Origin of the sequence: Mesorhizobium atlanticum (genome assembly GCF_003289965.1) — a bacterium.
GTDB classification, from domain to species: Bacteria; Pseudomonadota; Alphaproteobacteria; order Rhizobiales; family Rhizobiaceae; genus Mesorhizobium; species Mesorhizobium atlanticum.
Genome location: NZ_QMBQ01000011.1, coordinates 1 through 21,779, shown reverse-complemented (window position 1 = coordinate 21,779; position 21,779 = coordinate 1). Strand labels below are relative to the sequence as shown.

The window sequence follows — 21,779 nt, the reverse complement described above, 5'->3', positions numbered from 1 at the left end:
GATGACAGCGCTGTTCGGTAGCCCTGACATTGCAATCGGGATGAAGGAGAATGTCAGTCGCCTGCGGCTGTTCGACGGACCAATCGACTTGAGTTGGCGCCATTGCGCCACGACCTCGGACTTCATTGCCGATCTTTTCGCGTTGCGCTTTCAGTCGTCCCGCAATGACTACATGGAAGTGCGACATAGCATCGGATATCTGGTCAACGAGCTCATCGAAAATGCGGTCAAGTTTCGCGCACCGGGTGAGATCGTGATCGAGGCGTCGATGGATTCGGAGTGCTTCAAGCTCAAGGTGTCGAACGACGTCGACGGTGAGAACGCGTCTGAGTTCCAAAGTCTCCTGGCGGACATCACGGTTGGCGACCCCAAAGACCTGCTGATACAGCGAATTGAAGCTAATGCCGCGAATCCTGACGTGGCGCGCTCCGGGCTGGGACTGCTGACGTTGATGAGCGACTATGGCGCACGCCTGGCCTGGATATTCAGCTCCGCCGATGAAAGAGATCGGATCTGCCTGGAGACGTATGCCTCCATTCCGATATCGCAAACGCACAACTAGATGAAACGAAGCCAAGCAATGGAAATCAAGACGGACGACTACCGTGTTTGGATTGAGGGAAGCAATATTTTTTTCGACGGTGCAATGCGGCTTGCCAGTTCAGAGGCAGGTGCGCCCGTCATGGCTTTGGCGAACAGTGTCCTTGCCTCAAATCCTTCAACTATTACGCTCGATTTGAAAGACCTTCATTTTCTCAATTCTTCCGGCATCAATCTACTGGCGAAATTTACCATCGAGGTGCGCAAGCATCCCGATGTTCGTCTCGTCGTGCGCGGAACGCCCGACATACCCTGGCAATCGAAATCATTGCCGAATCTGAAGAAGCTGCATCCCGCCCTGGTGCTTTTGATGAACTAATCGGCTTGTCAGAAAGTCAATGCGCCTCTTCAATTGTCAGCTGCTTGAGCATGGACTGGCGGCCGACGTATACTGTTGGGGAATGGGTACTTGAAAACGTCGGCCGCACGTTGACTCTCACGAACGAGGCAACGACGGGTATTCAGTTTCCCGGTGTCGTGCACCGGCCGATTACTGCGAAAATACGGAGGCGAGACCGCAATCGCGTTGAGGGAGTCCGGCTGGCCGCTCGAAGCCGGCATTAAGGATATGCCAACATTGAGCCAAGGCACTCTCTCGCTTGCGGTCGACAAGGCGCAGTTCGAACAAACAGATCTATGCTACGACGTTTCCATTCAACGCACGCTCGCCTATCCAGGAGACTCGAGCATCGGTCTCGCCGCCCTTGATGCAGTCGACCACGAGCTATGGGTTCGATGACTATCCGCGCAGACACTCACCAGCCTTGAAGATCGATCGACCGCAACGTCCAGGGCAACATTTCGCATCGGGCAGATAGGCGACCGTCACATGATGCCGAAGGTCCTGTAAGCGTCCGTTGCACTCATCCCTTCGCGGATCGCCTTGGCGACGCGTTTTTCACCGCGAGCCTTTTCGAGGGCGAGGCGCACCACCTCTTCCTCGGCTTCGGCGGGGACAACGAGGACGCCTTCCTTGTCGCCGAACATGAGCGTTCCCGGCTCTATGCGCAAGCCGCCGATTTCGAGCGTGCAGCGATAGTCGACGACCTTGCCGCGCACGCCCTGGTCCTGTGCGTAGTAGCCGGTGCAGAAGCAAGGAAACCCAAGGGCCTTGATGCCGTCGGTGTCGCGGGCGAAACCGTCGACCAGCGCGCCGCGCGCGCCGAGGATCTGCGCACGCGTCGACATGAGCTCGCCCCACAGCGCATAGCGGGGCGAGGCGCCGCTCGCGACATAGATCTCGCCTGGTTTCAGATCGTCCAGCGCCTCGAACATCAGCCCGAACGGCTTGCTCATCAGCGGATTATGGGTCGGTCCATTGGACGGAAAGATGTCGGTCTCAAGCACGGGCATGGCCCGGCCGAGCAGGCGCGTCTTCTCGTCGACGGGCTTGAACACCGGCGGAAGGAATTGATGCTGCAGCCCCAGCGTGTCCATCACGTCGCCGACCACCGCGACGAAGAGCTCCTGCTCGAACAGGCGGTACATTTCGGAATCGTCGGCGTAGAGGCGTGTCGATCTGGTCATCAGGCTTGCATCCGGATGTTGGTGAATTCAATGGTCCGCGAAGGTCCTAGCGCCGCGGCGTTCTGCACCAGCGCGCGCATATAGCCGAGCGCAAAGGCCTTGCCCGCATGCCAGGGCGCGTCGCAGGACATTTCCGGCGTGTGGTCGGGGATGATGACGCCGTCATAGTTTTCGTCGCGCAGGATGCGGACGATTTCAGCCATGTCGATGTCGCCGTCGTCGACGAAGGTTTCGTGATAGTTTGGCACCTTGCCGCGCACGTTGCGGAAATGGATGTAGCCGATGCGCTTGCGCCGGGCGAAGCGCCGGACATGCCCGTAGATCTCGTCGGTGCCCGGCATTTCCTGCAGCGAGCCGAGGCAGAGCTCAAGCCCGTTGGACGGCGAATCGACGATGTCCATCAGCCGGTCGTATTTCTCCGGGCGGTTGACCAGGCGCGCTGCGCCCCGCAACGCCTCGGCCGGCGGATCGTCCGGATGGGCGGCGAGCACCACGCCGGCTTCCTCAGCCACCGGAACGACGTCGCGCAGGAAGGCGCCGAGCCTTTGCCAAAGCTCATCGCTGCTCACCGTCACCAGCGCGGCACCCGGCCGGGCGGCGCGGTAGCGCATGTTCCAGACCACGCCGTCGGGCAGGGGCAAATCGGGGTCGATCGCCGCAAGGTCGAGCCCCACCGACATCGCTTCGCCGCGCGCGAAAGGTCCGCGCGACCAGCCCCAGACGCCGGCAACGGAGAAATTGTAGCCGATGCAAGGGATGCCGGCGCGGCCGGCATCGCGGATGAGTCGCTTCAGCCCTTCGATCTGCTTCGCCCTGTCGGGGCCATCGAGCAGAATATCGGACCAGAAGCGCGGCGAGAAATTCTCGATCGCGGCGATTTCCAGCCCGTTGCCGCGCACGGTCTTCATCAGGTCGGCGAAGTCCTCGTAGTTCCACAACTCGTCGATGGAGCAATCACCCCAGCCTTCCGTCTCGCTGCCGGCCGACAGCGAAGGGTCGCGGCCGCGAAAATAGTTGGTGAGGTGGGCGACGATATGCGTGGCGCCCGCCTGGCGGGCGAAGCGGAAATTGTCGGGGGTCAGCGATTCCCGGTAAAGGCCAAGACCGATCTTCATGGTTCTACTTCACCCCTATGCCGGCGGTCAGGCCGCCGTCGATCTTATAGTCCGCGCCGGTGCAGAAGCCGGCTTTCGAGGAGCACAGAAAGGCGATGAGCTCCGCCACTTCCTCGGGTTCGCCGATGCGGCCCAGCGGATGGGCCGCGCCGAAGCGCCTGTAGGCCTCCTCGACATCGGCATCGCTGCCGTTGTCGCCGCGCGCGGCCTTCTCCAGGATCGGCGTGCGGATCGAGCCGGGGCTGACCGAATTGACGCGGATGCCGGCCGCCGCGTAGTCGAGAGCCAGCGAGCGCGTCAGCGTGTGGATCGCGCCCTTGGTGGTTGCATATGCGGCGACGTTCTGCTGGCAGGCGAAACCCTGCACCGAGGCGACATTGACGATGGCGCCGCCGCCGCGCTTGATAATTTCCGGGATGCCGAAATGGGCGGTCAGGTAGATCGAGGCGACATTGACCGTCATCGCCTTGTTCCAGGTTTCCCAGTCGGTGGTCGTCGCGGTTCCATAGGGATGGACCGCCGCCGAGTTGACGATCACGTCGAGGCCGCCGAAACGCTCGACGCCGGCAGCGACGGCGTCGCGGACCTGGTCCGGCACGGAGACGTCGGTGTCCACGACCAGCGCGCCGGCCCCGGAACTTTCCAGCTCCGCCCGCATCGCGGCGTTGGCCGAGCGGTCGATGCCGCAGGCGACGATCGCGGCGCCACCGGCGGCAAGGCGCCTGGCGGTTGCGAGACCGATCCCTGTCGTTCCGGTCACCAGGGCGACCTTGCCCTCAAAATCCTTCATTGCCGAAACTCCTTTGGTCACGTCTTGGAAGCCGGTTCTTCGGGCAGGAACCGCAGCGCGAAATCGAGATGGCGGCTCATCAGATAGGCGTAGGCCAGCCTGTCGCGCGCGCGGAGCGCAGCGATGATCTCGCCATGCGCGGCACGGGTGTCGGCCAGCACCGGGCGCATTTCCTTGCCGATGGTCATGATCCGCAGGATCACGGGCGACAGGAAAGAATACATGTCGGTGAGCATGCGGTTGCCCGCCAGCCCGATCAGCGCCATGTGGAAATTGAAGTCGTTCTCGGCGGCTTCCTCGATCGAGCGGCTCTCGACGATCCTGGCATTGATGTCGTCGAGCGCCTCGATCTGGTCGCTCGTGGCGTTGAGCACGATGTGGTCGCCGATGCCGACCTCGATGATGCGCCGAAAACCCTGGATGTCGGCGAAGGACGAACGCGAGACATCCATGTGGGCGGCGAAGAAGTTCTGGATGGCGATGCTCTGCCCGTCGGCCAGCACCGCGCCGACGCGCGGCTTGGGCTCGATCAGCCCATAGGTGCGGATTGTGCGCAACGCTTCGCGCACCGTGTTGCGGCTGGCGCCGGTGATCTCGCTGAGCTCGCGTTCGGTCGGCAGCACATCGCCGACATTGAGCTGTCGCGCGCGGATGAGGTCGAGGATCCGTCCTGCCGCGGCATCGACCGCGGAGCTGCCGCCGGCGCGACGGGCACCGACATTGTCGCGTAGGGCCTGAGGGTTTTCCGACATTTATCCTCCAAATTGTTGGACCACAATATCCTAAGATTCGCGGAAAACAACCAACTCGCGGCTCACTCCGTCGAATTTTCTTAGGCGACCGGGGGGCAGCAAGCCATCTTCGAGTGCCAAATTTTAATTTGACTCTCGTTGTGGTCCAACAATAAGGTCTCGGCCTCTGGTGAGGAAAGCGGCGATGGAACAGTGCTGGCGCTGGTATGGTCCGGACGATCCGGTGACACTCGATCATGTCAAGCAGGCGGGTGCGACAGGCGTCGTCTCGGCCCTGCACGACATCTATGACGGGCGCCTCTGGCCGCTGGAAAACATCCTCGAGCGCAAGCGCATCATCGAGGCGGCGGGGCTGAGCTGGTCGGTGGTCGAGAGCATTCCCGTCCACAACTCGATCAAGATCGGCGCGCCGGAGCGGCTCCGTTATGCCGGTTTCTACAAGGACACGATCCGCGCGCTGGCGAAGGCCGGCATCGCGACGATCTGCTACAATTTCATGCCCGTGGTCGATTGGACCCGAACGGATCTGGCCTATCGCCTGCCGACGACGGGCTATGCGCTGCGCTTCGACGCGATCGACTTCGCGGCCTACGACCTGTTCGTGCTGAAGCGCAAGAATGCGCAGGACGGCTACACGCCCGCCCGCATCGCCGAGGCGGAGTCGCGGCTGAAAGAGCTTGGCGACGACAGGATCGACAGGATCGAGCGCAACCTCATCGCTGGCCTGCCTGCTACCGAGCGCGCCTACAACCGCGACAGCTTTCGTGAGGCCTTGGCCGACTATGACGCAATCGGGCCGAAGGAATTGCGCGAGAACCTGGCCTGGTTCCTGCGCGAGATCATTCCGGTGGCCGAACAGGAGGGGGTGCGCATGTGCATCCATCCCGACGATCCGCCATTCTCGCTCTACGGCCTGCCGCGCATCGTCTCGACCGCCGAGGATGCGCGCTTCATTCTGAACGCCGTCGACAGCCCGGCCAATGGGCTGACGTTCTGCACCGGCTCCTATGGCACGCGCGCCGATAACGACATCGTCGCCATGGTCAAGGAGTTCGCTAGCCGCATCCATTTCGTCCATCTGCGCAATGTCACCATCGAGGATGATGGCTCGTTCCACGAGGCCGAGCATCTCGAGGGCGGCACCGACATGGCGCATGTGATCCTCGCGCTGATGCAGGAGGAGGCGCGCCGCCGCAAGGAAGGCCGCGCCGACTGGCGCATTCCTATGCGACCCGATCACGGGCATCTCCTCGCCGACGACATAGGAAAGACCAGGATCAATCCCGGCTATTCGCTAATTGGCCGGCTCAAGGGCCTCGCCGAACTGCGCGGCATCATGCGAGCCGTCGAGCGGTTTGGGCTGGCGTGAGGTGGCGGACGGGCAGAGGATTGTTGTTTGCGTATGTAAAAACTATTTGCTCAGGTAAAAATAGCTGCTAGTGATCTGCGAGCCGGGCACCTGCCCGGTTCCAGGGAGGAATTGCCGGATATGACAAGACTGCGCGGTCTTGCGTGGGATCATCGACGTTGCTGGGGGCCGCTGGACGCGAGCGTCGGGCCATATTGCGCCGCCAATCCCGGCCTGGAGATCGAATGGGATCGCCGCAGCCTCTATGAGTTCGGCGAGGGCGCGCTCGGCCCCCTGCTGTCGGCCTATGATCTGGTGGTGTTCGACCATCCGTTCATCGGCGACATCGCGCAGGACGAGCTGATGGTGCCGTTCGACGCTTATTTGTCGGCGGAGCAGATCCGTTACTTCGAGCAGGATTCGGTCGGTCCGTCCTGGCAGTCCTACGAAAAGAAGGGGCGGCAGTGGGCATTGCCGGTCGACGCCGCCTGCCATGTTGCTTCGTATCGTCCGGATCTACTGGAGCGCTATGGCCCGGTGCCCCGCACGCATGAAGAGGTCGTCGATCTCGGCCGTCGCGCGCGCAAGGACGGCAAGTGGCTTGGCCTGCCTTTCGTGCCGACGGACGCGATGTGCCTGCTTCTGACGCTTGGCGACCCACAGGAATATGGCGAGCAATTCATCGCGCCGGATATGGTCGAGAAGGCCGTCGGGCAATTGCGCGAGCTTGCGGGGCTTTCGCATCCGAACTCGTCCAAATGGAATCCGATCCGCTGCTACGACCACATGATCGCGCATGACGACGTCGTCTATGTGCCGTTCGCCTTCGGTTACGTGAACTACGCCGCGAAGACCGACAGGCCGTATCTGCGCTTTGCCGACGTGCCGACCGCCCGATCGGCCGGCGCGCTGCTCGGCGGCGCGGGCGTCGGCGTCAGCGCCCAGTCGAAGCACAAGCAGCAGGCGATCGACTATGCGCTGTTCCTGTGCTCGCCCGACTATCAGCGCGGCGACTATGTGAAGTCGGGCGGGCAGCCGGGAGCGCTGGCGGCCTGGAAGGATGCCGGGGTCAATCATCTCTGCCGCGATTTCTTCGCCTCGACGCTGCGCACGATCAGCTCGTCTTATCTGCGTCCGACGCATCCGGGCTTCATCGCCTTCTTCCGCGAATGCGCGCCGCGCGCGGCGGCTGCGATTGCCGGCGACGTCTCGGCCGCTGAACTCGCCGATCACGTGAACCGCCTCTATCGCGAAACCAGGCTACCGGAACGGAGCGTCGCGTGATGGCTGCCGGCATTGCCGAAACCCTCGAGGAAAGCGAAGGCGGCCGCAACGGATATCGCGTGCCGGCGGTGGAGAAGGCGCTCGACGTGCTGGAGTTCATGGCTGCAAGCGCCGAAGCGCTGACCCAGACCGAGATCGCGACCGGCCTCGGCCGCTCCATCCACGAGATCTACCGTATCCTGCTTCTCCTGGAGAAGCGTGGCTACATCTTCCGCACGCGATCGGACCGCTTCCGGCTGTCGCTCAAATTGTTCGAGCTGGCGCATATGCATCCGCCGGTGAACCGGCTGGTCGAATGCGCGCTGCCTGTGATGCGCGAATTGACCGCCAACGCCGATCAGAGCTGCCACCTGGTGGTGCGCGAGGGACAGAACGCGCTGGTGGTGCTGCAGATCGATTCGCCGCTGCCAATGCGCTACTCGGTTGCGCTCGGATCGCATTTCCCGATCCTCGAAACCAGTTCCGGCGCTGTGCTGCTCGCCCATTCGAACCGGGCCGAGCGCGACCGCATCGTCGAGCGCATTGTGGCCGCCGGCGAGGGCCAGGGAACGCGCGAAGAAATCGAGGCGCGGCTGAACGAGGCGGCCAGGCTCGGCTACGAAATGCGAGCATCACTGGCCGTCGAGGCCTGCACCAACATCTCAATGCCGGTGCGCGATCACACCGGTGCTGTCATCGCCGCGCTCACGGTGCCGCTGCTGCCGCAGAAGGCGGCGCGCTTCGACCGTCAGACCGTCTTCGAAAGAACCCGGGCCGCCGCCGAGAAGATATCGGCCGCGCTCGGTTGGGGCGAAGCCAACAGCTCTTCACGTGCCGACCCGGAACGGGGGGATTACCCGTTCAGCGACTGAGACAAACGAAAACCCTGGGAGAGAGAAATGCACCGGTCCAAATCAATCCTGCTCGCATCTGCGGCCATGCTGGCCATGGGGGCCACGGCGGCGCATGCCGAGAACATGCCCAAGCACATCGGCTACGTCACCAACTACGCCACGCATGAGTGGTACCAGAATGTCATCAAGGGCATGAAGGCGCATGGCAAGGAACTCGGGATTGAGGTCGAGGTGCAGGACGCCAATCTCGATATAGCCAAACAGGTCGCCGCGGCTGAAGACTTCATCGCCAAGGGCGTCGACGTGCTGATCATCACACCGGTGAATGAGGAAGGCGTGGTGCCGCTGCTGCGTCAGGCCAAAGCTGCCAATATCCCTGTGGTGCTCGAGGGCAACCCGGTCAAGGGCATGACCACGATGGTCGCCATCTGCGACTACGACACCGGCTATTTCTCCGGCGTCGAGGCCGGCAAATATGCCAAGGAAAAGCTCGGCGGCGTCGCCAAGGTGATGAATGTCGGCCTGCCGTTGCTTTCCGCCACGGTGCTGCGCTCTCACGGCTTCATGGACGGGCTGAAGACCATCATCCCCGATGCGGTCATGGTTCATGACCTCGATGGCGGCGGCAATCCCGACCGCGCTCTTGAAGTTTCCTCGGCGGCGTTGGCTAAGAATTCGGACATCAACATCATCTACGGCATCAACGATTCGTCTTCGCTGGGCGGCCTGCAGGCCTGGAAGGCCGCCGGCAAGTCGCAGGACGGACTGCTGACGGTCGGCACCGGCGGCGAAGGACTTGCCTTCATCAACGCCATGCAGAATGAGCCGTCCTACCGCATCGAGGCCGCCATGTTCCCGGAGAAGGAAGGCTTCACGACCATCGACGCTGCGGTCAAGCTGTTCAACAGCGAGCAGGTTCCGGAGCACATCGTCAGCCCGACCGCGCCGATGAGCGGCGACGACTGGAAGAAGTATTACGACTATGACGGCAAGACCCGCGCCATCAAATGGGACGCCGTCAATGCGCTCCAGCCGCCGGCAAAGTGTATGAAGACCTCGGCCGACCTGAAGAAATAGGTCGATCGACACGGCCCTTCCCGCAACACGGGAAGGGCTACCCGCCAGGCGCCAATGCCGGCAAGGACACGGGCGCCGGCGCCTGACCCGACCGACGGGAACGGACTGACATGAGCGAGCTTACACACGCTTCCGCGCAGAAGCGTCTTATCGGCGGCCAGCTTCTCGGCAGCAGCCAGCTGGTGCTGGGCGCCATCCTGGCAGTGCTTTGCATCGCCATTTCGATCGCGGCGCCGCAGTTCTATTCGGAAGCCAACATCATCGCCATCCTGCGCCAATGCGCTCTGGTGCTGATAGTCGCCTCGGGCATGACCATGCTCATCATCACGGCGGAAGTCGACCTGTCGGTCGGCGCCTCGCTCGCCTTCGTCGGCTGCATTGGCATGGCGGTGCTCAATTCCACCCACAGCCTCGCGCTCGGCATGCTGGCGGCGCTTGCCTTCGCCGGCGGCGTCGGTCTTTTCAACGGGCTCGTCGTCACCAGGCTAAGAGTGAACTCGCTCATCGCCACCATCGGCACCATGATGATGCTGCAGGGCGGCGTCTATCTGTTCACGCGCGAAGCGGTGCAGAACCACAATCAACTGACAAGCTTCACCGATCTCGGTGCCGGCTATGTCGGCGCCGTGCCCGTCCCCGTCATCATCGCGGCACTGATCTTCGTCGTCGCCTATGTGACGCTGCGCTTCACCACGCTCGGCCGCTATCTCTACGCGGTCGGCGCCAATGAAAGGGCGGTGCGCCTGTCGGGCCTGCGTTCGGAACGGCTTAAGCTGCTTGCCTTCGTCGGCACCGGCCTTTGCGTCGGTGTCGCCGGTATGATCCTATCCTCGTTGATGAATGCCGGCCAGCCGACCGCCGGCCGCGGCTTCGAGCTGACGGTGATCGCCGCCGTCATCCTTGGCGGCACCAGCCTGCTCGGCGGCCGCGGCTCGCTGTTTGGCACGCTTCTCGGGGTGCTGGTTCTGAAGGTGATCGACAACGGCATCATCATCCTCGGCTGGAACCAGGACTTGCAGATGGTGGTGCCGGGCATCGTCATCATCCTGGCGACCTATCTCGACATCATCCGGAACAATGCCAATGTCCGTTGATTTCCTTCATCCCGGCGAAGACGCGGCCATCGACACGATTGTGCCGGCGCTGGAGATGCGCGGCATCGGCAAGCGGTTTCCGGGCGTGGTGGCGCTCGACAATGTCGATCTCACCCTGGAGCCGGGCAAGATCCATGCCCTGATGGGCGAGAACGGCGCTGGCAAGTCGACGCTCATCAAGATCATGGCCGGCGTCTACGGCAAGGACGCCGGCACGATCCGCATGCGCGGGCGCGAGGTCGACGTCAAGTCGCCGCGCGACAGCCTGAAGGAAGGCATCAAGGTCGTATTCCAGGAGATCGCGCTGATCTCCGAATTCACCGTCGCAGAAAACATCTTCCTCGAAGGCTATCCGACCGGCAGGACCGGCTCGATCGACTGGAAGAAGATACGCGCCGACTCGGCGGCACTGTTCAACCGCATCGGCTTCAACGTCGATCCAACGGCGCGGACGGGATCGCTGCCGGTCAGCCAGCAGCAGATGGTCGAGATCGCCCGCGCGCTTGCCCACGAGGCGCGCGTGGTGGTGATGGACGAACCGACCTCCTCGCTGACGCCTAACGAAGTCTCGCTGCTGTTCGCCGTCATCCGCCGCCTGGCGGCGCTCGGCATCGCCGTGGTCTACGTTAGCCACAAGCTCGACGAGGTGTTCGAGATCGCCGATACGGTGACCGTGTTGCGCGACGGACGCCACATCTCGACCAAGCTGATCGGCGAGCATACCAACGACACGCTGATCCAGGACATGATCGGCCGCCGCATCGACAACCTCTTTCCGCGCCAGCGCGGCGCGGCGGGCAGCAAGGTGGCGCTCTCCGTCGAGAAGCTCAGCACGGCGAAGAAGCTCATCGACGTGTCCTTCGAAGCGCGCGCCGGCGAGGTGCTCGGCTTCTTCGGATTGATGGGCGCCGGCCGCACCGAGCTCGCCAAGGCGATCGTCGGCTACGATCCGATCACGTCAGGCACCATCACCGTCGACGGTCGGCGGCTGTCGCCGCACGACACGAGCACCGGCGTTCGGCTCGGCATCGGTCTGCTCACCGAGGACCGCAAGAGCGAAGGCCTGATGGGCGAGCTGCCCGTCTACCAGAATGCCAGCCTCGCCTCGCTCGGCGCGTTCGCCCGGTTGGGTTTCGTCGACAAGGCCAAGGAGCATCAGGCGGTGCAGGACTATGTCGACCGCTTCCGCATCAAGACGCCCAGCCTGTTCCAGCAGATCAAGAACCTGTCGGGCGGCAACCAGCAGAAGGTGCTTATCTCGCGCTGGCTGATGCGCGGCCTGAAGGTCATCGTCGTCGACGAACCGACACGCGGCATCGATGTCGGCGCCAAGTCGGAAATCTTCGCGTTGATCGACCGGCTCGCCGGCGAGGGCCTGGCGGTCGTCATGATGACGTCGGAGATGCCGGAGCTGCTCGGCCTCGCCGACCGAATCGCGGTGATGTGCGAAGGCCGCCTGACCGCGGTGATGCCGCGCAACGAAGCCACGCAGGAGAAGATCCTCAATGCGGCGATCGGATAGAACCATGGCGCATCGCCTCGGCATTCCTTGCGACACGGGTCATTCCCTCGGAGGAGTTAAGCGATGAGCCTGGCAAGCACTGCTTCCGCGAAAGACCAGCCATCCATGCTGGCGCGGCTCTTTGCCCGGCAGGAACTGGCGCTGCTCGTCTGCCTCGTCCTGGTGCTGGCGTTCTTTTCCGCAACGGTCGAGAATTTCTTCTCCGTGCGCAACATGACCAACGTGCTGGGACAGGCCTCGCTGGCGCTCACGGCCGGCGTCGGCTGCGCCATCGTCTTCATTTCCGGCGAGGTCGACATCTCAATTGGCTCGCTGCTGGCGACCATCGCTCTGCCGCTGATCATCATCATGAACGACACCAATTCGCTGCTGCTCGGTGTCGGCGGCGCGCTGCTGTTCGGGCTCATCATCGGGGTGGTGAACGGCTATCTCGTCGCCTATGCCGGCATCAACTCGCTGATCGTGACGCTGGGGACTATGTTCATCATGCGCGGCGGCGTCTACCTCTACACCGGCCAACGCGCGATACCCGACGCCGCGAGTCTCGACAGCTTCATCGCGCTCTCCGACGGGCGCCTGTTCAACATCATCCCCTATTCGGCGGTGATCGCCATCGTGCTCCTCGCCGCCTTCGGCTACATGATGCAGCACCGGCCGTTCGGGCGGCAGATCTATGCCGTCGGCGGCAATCAGGAAGTGGCGCGGCTGGCCGGCTATGACGTGCGGCGCGTCAAGTTCATCTGCTTCATCATCAGCGCGCTGCTGGCGACGGTCGCCGGGATTATCCTGGCAGCGCGCGTCGGCTCGGCGCAGCATACGGCGGGGCTGAACTTCGAATTCCAGGTCGTCGCCGCGACGGTGCTGGGCGGCGTGAGCCTCGCCGGCGGCATCGGCAGCCTGACCGGCATGGCGCTGGGCGTGCTCATCCTGCAGTTCCTGTCCAACGGCCTGCGCGGGCTCGGCCTGCCGACCGAATGGCAGCTTGTCATCACCGGCATGATCATCATCGCCGCCGTCGCCTTCGACGAAGCGAAGCGCCGGCGCGCGAATGGAGGCTGACATGGCTCGTCTTGAAGGAAAATCCGCTGTCATCACCGGTGCGGCCGACGGCATCGGCCACGCGATCGCCGAGGCGATGGCGCGCGAAGGGGCGCATGTGTTCCTCGGCGACATCGCCGATGACGCAGGCGAGACGTTCGCGGCGGCACTTCGTGCGGCTGGCCGCCACGCCGACTATGTCCATTGCGACGTTTCGCAGAAAGCCGATATCGCCGGCCTGATCGACAGCGCGGTGAAGAAGACCGGACGTCTCGATATCCTGGTCAACAACGCCGCCGTCGCGATAGGCGGCATGCCGGTGCACGAGATGACCGACGAGCAATGGCACCGGCTGATCGCCGTCAACCTGACCAGCGTGTTCCGCGGCTGCAAATACGCGCTGCCGCATATGATCGCGCAGAAGTCAGGATCGATCATCAACATGGCCTCGGCGCAGGGCCATATCGGCCTCGATGGCTGGACCGCCTATGCCGGCGCCAAGGGCGCGGTGATGGCGATGACGCGCCAGATGGCGGTCGAGTTCGGGCCGGTGAATGTCCGCGTCAATTCGATCTCGCCGGGCACCATCAACACGCCGATGAACGACAGGCTGATCAAGGAGATCGGCGGCAGCCTCGCCAAGGCGTGGGTCAAGATGCATCCGCTCGGCCGCATCGGCGAGCCTTCCGAAGTGGCGGAGGCCGCCGTCTATCTGGCATCCGATGCGGCCGGCTTCACTACCGGCACCGACCTGCGCGTCGATGGCGGGCTGACCGTGGCCCCGCGCTACGTTCCCGAACTGCTTTGAAAAACGAAACGAGACAGAAATGAACAAGGCCCTGGAAGGCGTCCGCATCCTCGATTTCAGCCATCTGCTGCAGGGGCCGTTCGCCACGCAACTGCTCGGCGACATGGGCGCCGATGTCATCAAGGTGGAGCGCGCCGGCGCCGGTGACATGTTCCGTGGCATGACCTTCTTCGCCAAATGGGTAGGCGGCTCCGAAAGCCCGAACTTCCTCGCCTGGAACCGCAACAAGCGTTCGATCGCGCTCAACCTGAAGAGCCGCAAGGTGCACGCCATCATCATGGAGATGGCGAAAAGCGCGGACGTCGTGGTTCAGAATTTCCGGCCCGGCGTGCTGGCCAAGCTCGGCTACGGCTATGAGGACTTCAAGGCCGTCAATCCGCGCATCATCTACTGCTCGGGTTCGGGCTATGGCGAGGAGGGGCCTTACGTCGAGCGCCCCGGACAGGACATGCTGATCCAGGGACTGGCGGGGCTGATCGCCAACACCGGCCGCGGCGACCAAACGCCTGTTCCCGCTGGCGCCGGCCTCGCTGACCAGATCGGCGCCATGAACATGGTCTACGGCATCCTGTCGGCGCTCTACTATCGTGAGAAGACCGGCAAGGGGCAGAAGATCGAGGTCAACCTGCTGGCCGGGCTGCTCGCACATCTCAACCAGGAATATGTGGCCGTGCTCAACCTCGGCGAGGATTTCGTTCGGCCGAATTCTGGCATCGGCCATCCCGGCATGCAGGCGCCGTTCGGCATCTACGAGACGAATGACGGCGGCTATGTGTCGATCGCCATGAGCCCCTTCAAGACGCTTTACGAGGTGCTGGAAGCGCCGCGGCTTGCCGTCTATGACGATTTGAAGACCTTGTTCGACAAGCGCGACGAGGTGTTCGAGAAGGTCAATGCCGAGACCAAGAAATTCGCCACCCAAGATCTGCTGACGCGGCTTCTCAAAGCCGACATCTGGTGCGCCGAGGTGAAGGATATCCGCCGGGCGGCGGAAGACCCGCAGGTCACGCATATGGGCATGATCACCAGCTACGATCATCCGCGCGGCGGCAAGGTCAAGGTGGTGGCGCCGGCGGTCAAGATGAGCGAGACGCCCGCGACCATCGAGCGGCCGGCGCCGCTGGTCGGCCAGCACGGCCGCGAGATCCTGGCCGAGCTTGGCCTGTCGAAGGACGAGATCGCGGCGCTCGAGGCGTCCGGCGACATGACCGTGGACGCAGCCTGACGATGGGCACCTACCAGACGCTCACCGTCGAGATCCAGGGGCGCGTCGCGGTCGTCACCTTCCGCCGCGCCGACCAGCTCAACGCCATGAACCGGCTGATGCAAGGCGAGATCACCGAAGCATTCGAAGCGCTGTCGGGCGACGAAGGTGTCGGCGCGATCGTGGTGACCGGGGAGGGGCGCGGCTTCATGGCCGGTGCCGACATCAAGGAATATGCAGCGCAGACTGCGGCCGAGTTCGACACGTTCCAGGCTGCGGGAACGCGCATGTATGCGGCGATCGAGGACAACCGAAAGCCGGTGATCGCGGCGGTCAACGGCTTCGCGCTGGGCGGCGGCATGGAGCTGGTGCTGTGCTGCGACATCGTGATCGCCAACCAGTATGCGAAACTCGGCCTGCCTGAGATCAAGCTCGGGCTGATCCCCGGTGGCGGCGGCACACAGCGCAGCGTCGCCAAGCTCGGCCGCAACCGCGCCAATCTTCTGCTGATGACCGGCGCCATCGTGTCGGCCTCCGAATTCGTCACTGCCGGCCTGGTCAACGAGATCGTCGACGTCGAAAGCCTGATGCCGCGCGCGCTGGAACTGGCCGGGATGATCGCCGCCGAGCCCGCAGCCGCGATCGAGGGCCTGAAAGCCCTGACGGCGCACGCCGTGTCGGGCAATCTGGGAGAGGGCCTGGCGATGGAGCGCAACATATTGGGTGGCCTCTATCGCAGCGAGGTCGGTCAGCGGCGCGTCAAGGAGTTCGCCGAGAGGAGCGCCGTGAAAAAGGCCAGCTCATGAACGGCGACGACTATCGCGGTCTCGGCTGGGCGCATGGCGCGCTCACCGTGCAGCGGCTCGGCGCAATGCTGGCGCCGGTCACGTTTGTGCTGGCCGACGGCCGGCAGGTCTCGCCGATGCATATCGCGCCCTGGTCGGGCGAGCGGGAGGCGAAAGCGCTGCCGGGCATCCTGCGCAGGCTGCGCGGCGAATGGCCTTGCGTGCCCTTCGGCTATTCGGTGCCCGTCGATGGGTGGCCGGAGGAATGGGCGCGTGTGATGGGGCCGCCGGCGCCGGACGAGGAAGTTCATGGCCACGGCTCCAACCATGACTGGACCTGGCGGGCCGGTGGGAACGGATCGCTGTCGCTGGCGCTTGCCTATCCGGAGGCAAGCCCGGTCGAGCGTATTGAACGGACGATAAGGCCCGATCCGTCGGCGCCGGCCATAGACATTGAGTTCCGGGTATTCGTCCGTCGCGCCTGCCGCCTGCCGATCGGCCTGCATCCGGTGTTCCGGCTGCCGTTGGAGACGGGTGCTGCCAATTTGGAACTTAGCGGCTTCGACGAAGGCCGCACCTATCCGCATGATGTCGAGCCCGGCGCTTCGCTGTTTGCCAGGAACAAGACCTTCTTCGAGCTGATATCGGTGCCGACCCGCGGCGGGGATACGATCGACGCCTCCCGTTTGCCGCTCGTCGCCGACACAGAGGAGCTGCTCCAGATCGAAGGTGTCGACGGCACGGCGGCGCTCGTCAACCACGAGGACGGATACCGGGTGCAGCTTTCCTGGCAAAAGGAGCATTTCCCAAGCCTCCTGCTCTGGTATTCCAATCGCGGGCGCAAGGCGGCGCCCTGGAACGGCCGTCATGTCGCGATCGGCATCGAGCCGATCTGCTCGCCTTTCGGGCTCGGCCCCGCGACCGCGCTGGCAGACAATCCGGTCGCGCAATCCGGCATAGCGACGGCGCTGGACTTCTCGCCCGAGGAACCGTTCGTGACCCGCTACCGCATCGAGGCATCCGCGCTGTGACAGATCGCAGGTCAGTTTCCCTGGTCAAGGGTAACCGGCCGCGGTTCACCGATATCGAGGGGCTGGCGGCGATGGTCGGCGATAGCGATGCTTTCGGCGTCGGGGGCCATCACTTCGCCCGGTTGCCAATCGCCTTGCTGCGCGCGATCGCTGCGTCCGGCGTCAAGGACCTACACTACGTCTCCTGGGCCGGTGGGTTGCCGCTTGAGCTGCTGTTGGAAGTGAATGCGGTCGCGGAAATCGACCTCTGCTTTTCCAGTCTCGACATTTTCGGGCTGCCGCCGAAATTTCGCGCGGCCGCCGAGAACGGCGCGATCCCCGTCCGCGACTGGACGGCTCTGGCCATGATCCAGGCGCTGCGGGCGGGACAGCAGAACCTGCCGTCGATGCCGTTCCAGTTGCCTCAGGGCTCCGACATGCTGGCGCGCGTGCCGGGCGCGGTCGCCAGGCCCGATCCGGTTGCCGGGACCGAAACCGGATTTGTCCCGGCGCTCAGGCTCGACACCTTCATCGTCCACGCCCAGCGCGCCGACGAAAGCGGCAATGTCGAGATCGTCGGGCCGCGGGCGCTGGACTTCGCCATGGCGGGCGCGGCGCGGAAAGTGCTGGTCACGGTCGAGGAGATCGTGCCGGTCGGGGCGCTGCGGCAGGACGGCCGCCAGAGCATCCTCACCCGCAACCAGGTTTCGGCGATCGCCCTGGCGCCGGGCGGCGCTTATCCGGCCTCGTGCCTGCCGTTCTACGTCACCGACTATCAGGCATTGTCGGAAGCGTTCGCGGTCAAGGATTCAGGTCTGTCGGACAAGCTCCGCGTGCCAGCGGCCGGCCTGCCGGAGAGGCTTCAGAAGGCGGCCAAAGTCACCGCCGAAACAGTCCTTGCGGCGCCGGCACGGGGTGACGGGAAAGCAACCGTCGACGAGATCATCGCCGCCCGCATCGCAACCGAGCTTGACAATCAGAGCTTCGCCAGCGCCGGCGCGGTCTCGCCGCTCGCCAACGTCGCCTACCGGCTGGCCAAGGCAACGCACGCGCCGGACATGATCATCGCGACGATGAGCTGCGGCCACCTCGACATCGCACCAAGTCCGATGGTGCTGTCGCTGATCGAGAGCCTCGATTGCGAGACGGCGGTCGCGCATGCCGGCGGCGATGACACCTATTCGACCTATTACCAGGCAGGCGCGGTGACGCATGAGATTGTCGGCGCCGCGCAGGTCGACCGGCACGGCCACGTCAACACCATCGCGTTGCGCAAGCCGAGTGGCGGCCTTATCCGGCTGCCGGGGCAGGGCGGCATGGCAGACGTCGCCAACATGCATCGCGACTATCTGCTCTATGTCCCGCGTCACTCGGTCCAGTCGCTGGTGGGCTCTGTCGAGATCGCAAGTTCCGCCCGCGGGCTGCTGAGGCCGGCCGAACGCGAGCCGATGGGCTATCGGACGGGCAAGGCGCTGGTGTTCACCGATCTCTGCATCTTCCGGCTCGACGAGACATCCCGGGAGTTGATCGTCATCGAAACCATGCCCGGCGTTACCCGGCAGCAGATCCGTGACGCCACCGGATTTGAAGTGACATTCGATGCCGACTGCCGCGAGGTGCCGGTGCCTTCCGGCGATACGCTTGCCGTGCTGCGAAACCGCATCGACCCGCTCGGCCTGCGGCGTCTCGAATTCATCAGCGCCAAGGATCGTGGAGCGCTCATCGCCGAGATTCTGGCGGCCGACCGCGCCATGGTCGAGCGTTGCATCGCCGCCGCGCAGAGGTTGCCTGCCGCAAGCTGAGGAGCGTTCCATGGCAAAGCCGTTGCTCGAAATGTCTGCCGCCCGCGTCTTCTTCGACGGCATCTTCACCAATCCGCGCGTCGCGCATCCGGAGGGCGTGGCGGTCCATCGCGACGGATCGATCTGGTGCGGCACCGAAACCGGTGATCTCCTGCGGCTTTCCGCCGATGGCGGTTCGGTCGAGCGCATGGGCGGCACTGACGGCTTTCTGCTCGGCATTGCCTTCGACAGCGTCGGCAACTGTTTTGCCTGCGATCTCAAGCATGCCGCGATCTTTCGCCGGGATGTCGCGACAGGCCATATGGAGCGCTTCGCTTCATCCGGCATCCGTGTGCCGAACTATCCCGTCATCGACGAGGCGAGGGGCTGGCTCTACGTGTCTGACAGCGTCGGCGAGGACAATCGCTCGGGCATCTTCCGCTACGATCTCAAGACGGGAGAGGGCGGCCTGTGGTGCCAGGAAGCGATGTCCTTCGCCAACGGCATGGCCATGGCGCCGGATGGCGATGGTCTTTTCGTGGTGGAAAGCAACGCGCCGTGTGTCAGCTATGTGCCGATCCTCGCCGATGGTGCGGCGGGCGTCCGGCGGGTCGTGGTCAAAGAGGTGAAGAATGTTCCCGATGGGCTCGCCTTCGCTCCCGACGGTTCGCTGCTCATCTCATGCTACGAGCCGAGCCGGATCTATCGCTGGCGAAAGGACAGGGGTCTCGAAGTGCTGATCGAGGATCCGGCGGCGACGACGCTGGCGCATCCCACCAACATCGCCTTCAAGGGCGACAAGCTCTACACAGCAAACCTTGGCCGCTGGCACATCACGGAGATTGATCTGGCGACTGTTCCGGCCTGAGAGATGCTTAATCTAGACATGCAAAAGATATGACTACGCTACCGAGACACCCATCGCCACTCAACGCAGTTCCCCTACATATTATGAGTTGGCAGCCCTCGTGCCGTTCCGCCCAACTCGGTGTGAGATGGAATTTCATTTTCTGCGCCGATTAGCGAAAACGCCGCTAAAGGGTCGATCGAGGACGGCTGATCGCGCTGCTCAGGTCCTCGATGTCATTCACCGGCCATGCGCAGAAAGCTACCGATGTCGGTTCACCGAAGGTCTGCCGCCAGCTTCAAAGCCTATACCAGTCGCGAGCGACCGCGTTATTCGCGGTTGTTTGCTTTCCAATCATGAGTGCGGTTCAAAGCCTGGGCGAACCGCTCGCGCGCGGCCGCCATGGTTCCGGCGGGCTTCGCCGACTGGGCGAAAGCGGTCGGCACCGGTCCGTTCAAGCTCACCGCCTTCCAACCCGGCGTTCGACATAGTCGGTACCGAGCCGCTTCAGCGTGCCTTCGAGCGAACGCATGACGGCATCGCGCGAAAAGTCGAACTCGGCGCGGAAAGAGCCGGGCTGATCCCACAGCGCGGGCTTAAGCTCCTCGGGCGGGATCGTCATGAGGTCGTTCCCGACCTCAGCCGTCGTTAACTCTTCATCGAATTCACTGTTGACGCGCTATAGTGGAGTTAATAATCTCCTAATATGAGGGGTAGCGCCAAATAATCTCCCGACCGGCAACAACGAGTTATGGCGCTATTGGGGTAGGGAAGCCGCGCGGCTGCTAAAGCCGTCGTAGCCATCGCAGTATGATCGGCGCGGGACAGCGAATCGCTTTGTCAGCCATTCGCTCGTTGTCGCTCGATTGTGTGTTGTCGCATGGCATTTTGATCGTTTTTCTCCCCGGAAGCGGGCGCCGATCGTATCGGCATAGTGTGGTCTGCCGATTGCGGACGGCAAATGTGCAGGCGCTGGGCGCGCCGGCCTGGGGAGATCAAAAATGGCTTCGACTGTTGGCACAAGCAGCAACGACAATCTGGTCGGCGGCAGCGGCGACGACGTGCTGAATGGGGGCGCTGGGGATGATCGCCTGAACGGCGGGTCGGGCGATGATATTCTCAATGGCGGCAGCGGCTTTGACACGGTGCTTGGTGGATCGGGATCGGACATCCTGATCTACAAGGCCTTCGAGAACCAGTATCTTCTAGGCAGCACATTCGCGGCCTCCACGCAGACGACAACAGGTGGAACCCTCTATTCCGGAACAGACCAGACCACGGCCGGAAGCGTGCCCACGCAGATGCAGACCTCGCTCAACGGAACCACGTTTTCTGGGTATGATTCCTATGACGGTGGAAACGGCGCGGTGCAGCTCGGCAAAGCCGGATCCACACCTGACGCCGACACTTTGCAGATATGGCTCAGCGCCGCCCAACTGAGCGATGCCGCAATCACGGCAGAGATTGCATACTTCAAGAACGTTTGGCTTCCGGCGCACATCAGCGCCCAAACCGGCCAGGCCGACAGTTCCGTCTACACTTTCAAGACGCTTGATCTCAAGGTCACGGGTGTTGAGAAGGTTGTGGTTCTTGATAGTGCCGGCAAGGCACCCGTCGCCGTCAATATTGTCGATTCTGCGTTAAATGATAGTGATAACAGCTCGGTCGTAACGTTCACATTCACTGGTCCGGTGACGGGTTTCACGGCGGCCGATGTCACGGCGTCCCACGGCACGCTGACCGATTTCGTGGTGATTGATGCTTCGCACTATACGGCGAAGTTCACGGCGGCAGACGGTTTTGATGGCATTGGCTCCGTTTCGGTAGCAGCCGGTAGCTACACCGACTCTGCCGGCAACGCCGGCGCTGGTGGTGGCGACACCGTAGCGATTGACACGCTCAACCCGACGGTTGTGGTCGCCCTCGACCGCGACACCTTCGACGACCATCACAACACCTCGGCGGTGACCTTCACCTTCTCGGAGGTGCCGAGCGGCTTCGATGCGGGCGACATCACGGTGACCGGCGGCCTGATCTCCGGTCTCACCCAGGACCTTGCCGGCGATCCGTCGGGCAAGACCTACACGGCGACCTTCACCGTCAGCGACAATTCGACGACACCGGTCTCGATCTCGGTCGGCGCCAACACCTTCACCGATCCTGTCGGCAACGACAACACCGCCTCCAACACCGACACGGCCACCGTCGACACCGTCAACCCGACGGTTGTGGTCGCCCTCGACCGCGACACCTTCGACGACCATCACAACACCTCGGCGGTGACCTTCACCTTCTCGGAGGTGCCGAGCGGCTTCGATGCGGGCGACATCACGGTGACCGGCGGCCTGATCTCCGGTCTCACCC

At 63.4% G+C, this 21,779-nt stretch carries 21 protein-coding genes; 16 read left to right on the top strand and 5 right to left on the bottom strand.

Translation table 11 applies throughout. The annotated features are described in order from the left end of the window. The first annotated feature begins 1 nt into the window (after position 1). Together DPM35_RS28660 and DPM35_RS28655 are read left to right on the top strand one after the other, a co-directional pair. Positions 2-562: a slr1658 superfamily regulator gene (locus DPM35_RS28660; protein ID WP_181592194.1), complete on the top strand. Its 561-nt coding sequence runs from the start codon at positions 2-4 to the stop codon at positions 560-562. Positions 563-580: 18 nt separating this feature from the next. Continuing rightward, positions 581-919 (top strand): slr1659 superfamily regulator, encoded by a 339-nt coding sequence (locus tag DPM35_RS28655; protein ID WP_112130696.1) that lies wholly within the window; start codon positions 581-583, stop codon positions 917-919. 506 nt (positions 920-1,425) lie between these two features. On the opposite strand, the gene DPM35_RS28645 is transcribed toward DPM35_RS28655, so the two are convergent. From DPM35_RS28645 to DPM35_RS28630, 4 genes are read right to left on the bottom strand one after another with little or no spacing between them, the layout of a single operon-like run. Continuing rightward, positions 1,426-2,127 (bottom strand): RraA family protein, encoded by a 702-nt coding sequence (locus tag DPM35_RS28645; RefSeq protein ID WP_112130692.1) that lies wholly within the window; start codon positions 2,125-2,127, stop codon positions 1,426-1,428. Next, entirely contained in the window at positions 2,127-3,242 is a 1,116-nt protein-coding gene (locus tag DPM35_RS28640; RefSeq protein ID WP_112130690.1) for a mannonate dehydratase, read from the bottom strand. The genes DPM35_RS28645 and DPM35_RS28640 overlap by 1 nt, the downstream gene beginning before the upstream one ends. 4 nt (positions 3,243-3,246) lie before the next feature. Then, positions 3,247-4,032 carry an SDR family NAD(P)-dependent oxidoreductase gene (locus DPM35_RS28635; protein WP_112130688.1) on the bottom strand — a complete coding sequence of 262 codons (786 nt, stop codon included), beginning with the start codon at positions 4,030-4,032 and terminating at the stop codon, positions 3,247-3,249. Between the two features lie 17 nt (positions 4,033-4,049). Then, positions 4,050-4,784: a FadR/GntR family transcriptional regulator gene (locus DPM35_RS28630; protein WP_112130686.1), complete on the bottom strand. Its 735-nt coding sequence runs from the start codon at positions 4,782-4,784 to the stop codon at positions 4,050-4,052. A gap of 184 nt (positions 4,785-4,968) precedes the next feature. Here DPM35_RS28630 and uxuA point away from each other — a divergent pair, with 184 nt between their 5' ends. From uxuA to DPM35_RS28565, 13 genes are all read left to right on the top strand, one after another. Then, positions 4,969-6,153, top strand: a complete 1,185-nt coding sequence (gene uxuA, locus DPM35_RS28625) for a mannonate dehydratase (RefSeq protein ID WP_112130683.1) — start codon at positions 4,969-4,971, stop codon at positions 6,151-6,153. A gap of 120 nt (positions 6,154-6,273) precedes the next feature. Continuing rightward, positions 6,274-7,416 (top strand): ABC transporter substrate-binding protein, encoded by a 1,143-nt coding sequence (locus tag DPM35_RS28620; RefSeq protein WP_112130681.1) that lies wholly within the window; start codon positions 6,274-6,276, stop codon positions 7,414-7,416. Then, positions 7,416-8,267 carry an IclR family transcriptional regulator gene (locus DPM35_RS28615; RefSeq protein ID WP_112130679.1) on the top strand — a complete coding sequence of 284 codons (852 nt, stop codon included), beginning with the start codon at positions 7,416-7,418 and terminating at the stop codon, positions 8,265-8,267. Before DPM35_RS28620 ends, DPM35_RS28615 begins: the two co-directional genes overlap by 1 nt. Positions 8,268-8,294: 27 nt before the next feature. Next, the gene (locus DPM35_RS28610) at positions 8,295-9,326 is read left to right on the top strand and encodes a sugar ABC transporter substrate-binding protein (RefSeq protein WP_112130677.1); all 1,032 of its coding nucleotides are present in this window, start codon (positions 8,295-8,297) and stop codon (positions 9,324-9,326) included. 110 nt (positions 9,327-9,436) lie between these two features. Further along, a complete protein-coding gene (locus DPM35_RS28605) occupies positions 9,437-10,420 on the top strand; it encodes an ABC transporter permease (protein ID WP_112130675.1) in 984 nt (327 codons plus the stop codon). Then, on the top strand, positions 10,410-11,942 hold the full coding sequence (locus tag DPM35_RS28600; RefSeq protein WP_112130672.1) for a sugar ABC transporter ATP-binding protein: 1,533 nt from the start codon (positions 10,410-10,412) through the stop codon (positions 11,940-11,942). The genes DPM35_RS28605 and DPM35_RS28600 overlap by 11 nt, the downstream gene beginning before the upstream one ends. 63 nt (positions 11,943-12,005) lie before the next feature. Continuing rightward, complete coding sequence (locus tag DPM35_RS28595) at positions 12,006-13,001, top strand: ABC transporter permease (RefSeq protein ID WP_112130669.1); 996 nt, start codon at positions 12,006-12,008, stop codon at positions 12,999-13,001. Position 13,002: 1 nt separating this feature from the next. After that, positions 13,003-13,788: an SDR family NAD(P)-dependent oxidoreductase gene (locus tag DPM35_RS28590; RefSeq protein WP_112130970.1), complete on the top strand. Its 786-nt coding sequence runs from the start codon at positions 13,003-13,005 to the stop codon at positions 13,786-13,788. A gap of 19 nt (positions 13,789-13,807) precedes the next feature. Beyond that, complete coding sequence (locus DPM35_RS28585; RefSeq protein ID WP_112130667.1) at positions 13,808-15,013, top strand: CaiB/BaiF CoA transferase family protein; 1,206 nt, start codon at positions 13,808-13,810, stop codon at positions 15,011-15,013. A 2-nt stretch (positions 15,014-15,015) separates the two neighbouring features. Beyond that, positions 15,016-15,798 (top strand): enoyl-CoA hydratase/isomerase family protein, encoded by a 783-nt coding sequence (locus DPM35_RS28580; protein ID WP_112130665.1) that lies wholly within the window; start codon positions 15,016-15,018, stop codon positions 15,796-15,798. Then, positions 15,795-16,808: an aldose epimerase family protein gene (locus DPM35_RS28575; RefSeq protein ID WP_112130662.1), complete on the top strand. Its 1,014-nt coding sequence runs from the start codon at positions 15,795-15,797 to the stop codon at positions 16,806-16,808. The genes DPM35_RS28580 and DPM35_RS28575 overlap by 4 nt, the downstream gene beginning before the upstream one ends. Continuing rightward, positions 16,805-18,589 carry a CoA-transferase gene (locus DPM35_RS28570; protein WP_112130660.1) on the top strand — a complete coding sequence of 595 codons (1,785 nt, stop codon included), beginning with the start codon at positions 16,805-16,807 and terminating at the stop codon, positions 18,587-18,589. Before DPM35_RS28575 ends, DPM35_RS28570 begins: the two co-directional genes overlap by 4 nt. Before the next feature lie 10 nt (positions 18,590-18,599). Further along, entirely contained in the window at positions 18,600-19,436 is an 837-nt protein-coding gene (locus DPM35_RS28565) for an SMP-30/gluconolactonase/LRE family protein (RefSeq protein WP_112130658.1), read from the top strand. A 439-nt stretch (positions 19,437-19,875) separates the two neighbouring features. On the opposite strand, the gene DPM35_RS32625 is transcribed toward DPM35_RS28565, so the two are convergent. Further along, the gene (locus DPM35_RS32625; protein WP_181592193.1) at positions 19,876-20,037 is read right to left on the bottom strand and encodes a hypothetical protein; all 162 of its coding nucleotides are present in this window, start codon (positions 20,035-20,037) and stop codon (positions 19,876-19,878) included. A 379-nt stretch (positions 20,038-20,416) separates the two neighbouring features. Between DPM35_RS32625 and DPM35_RS28560 the strand changes: the two genes are divergently transcribed. Then, positions 20,417-21,779: Ig-like domain-containing protein (locus tag DPM35_RS28560; protein ID WP_281004649.1), on the top strand; the 1,363-nt coding region annotated here is incomplete at its 3' end.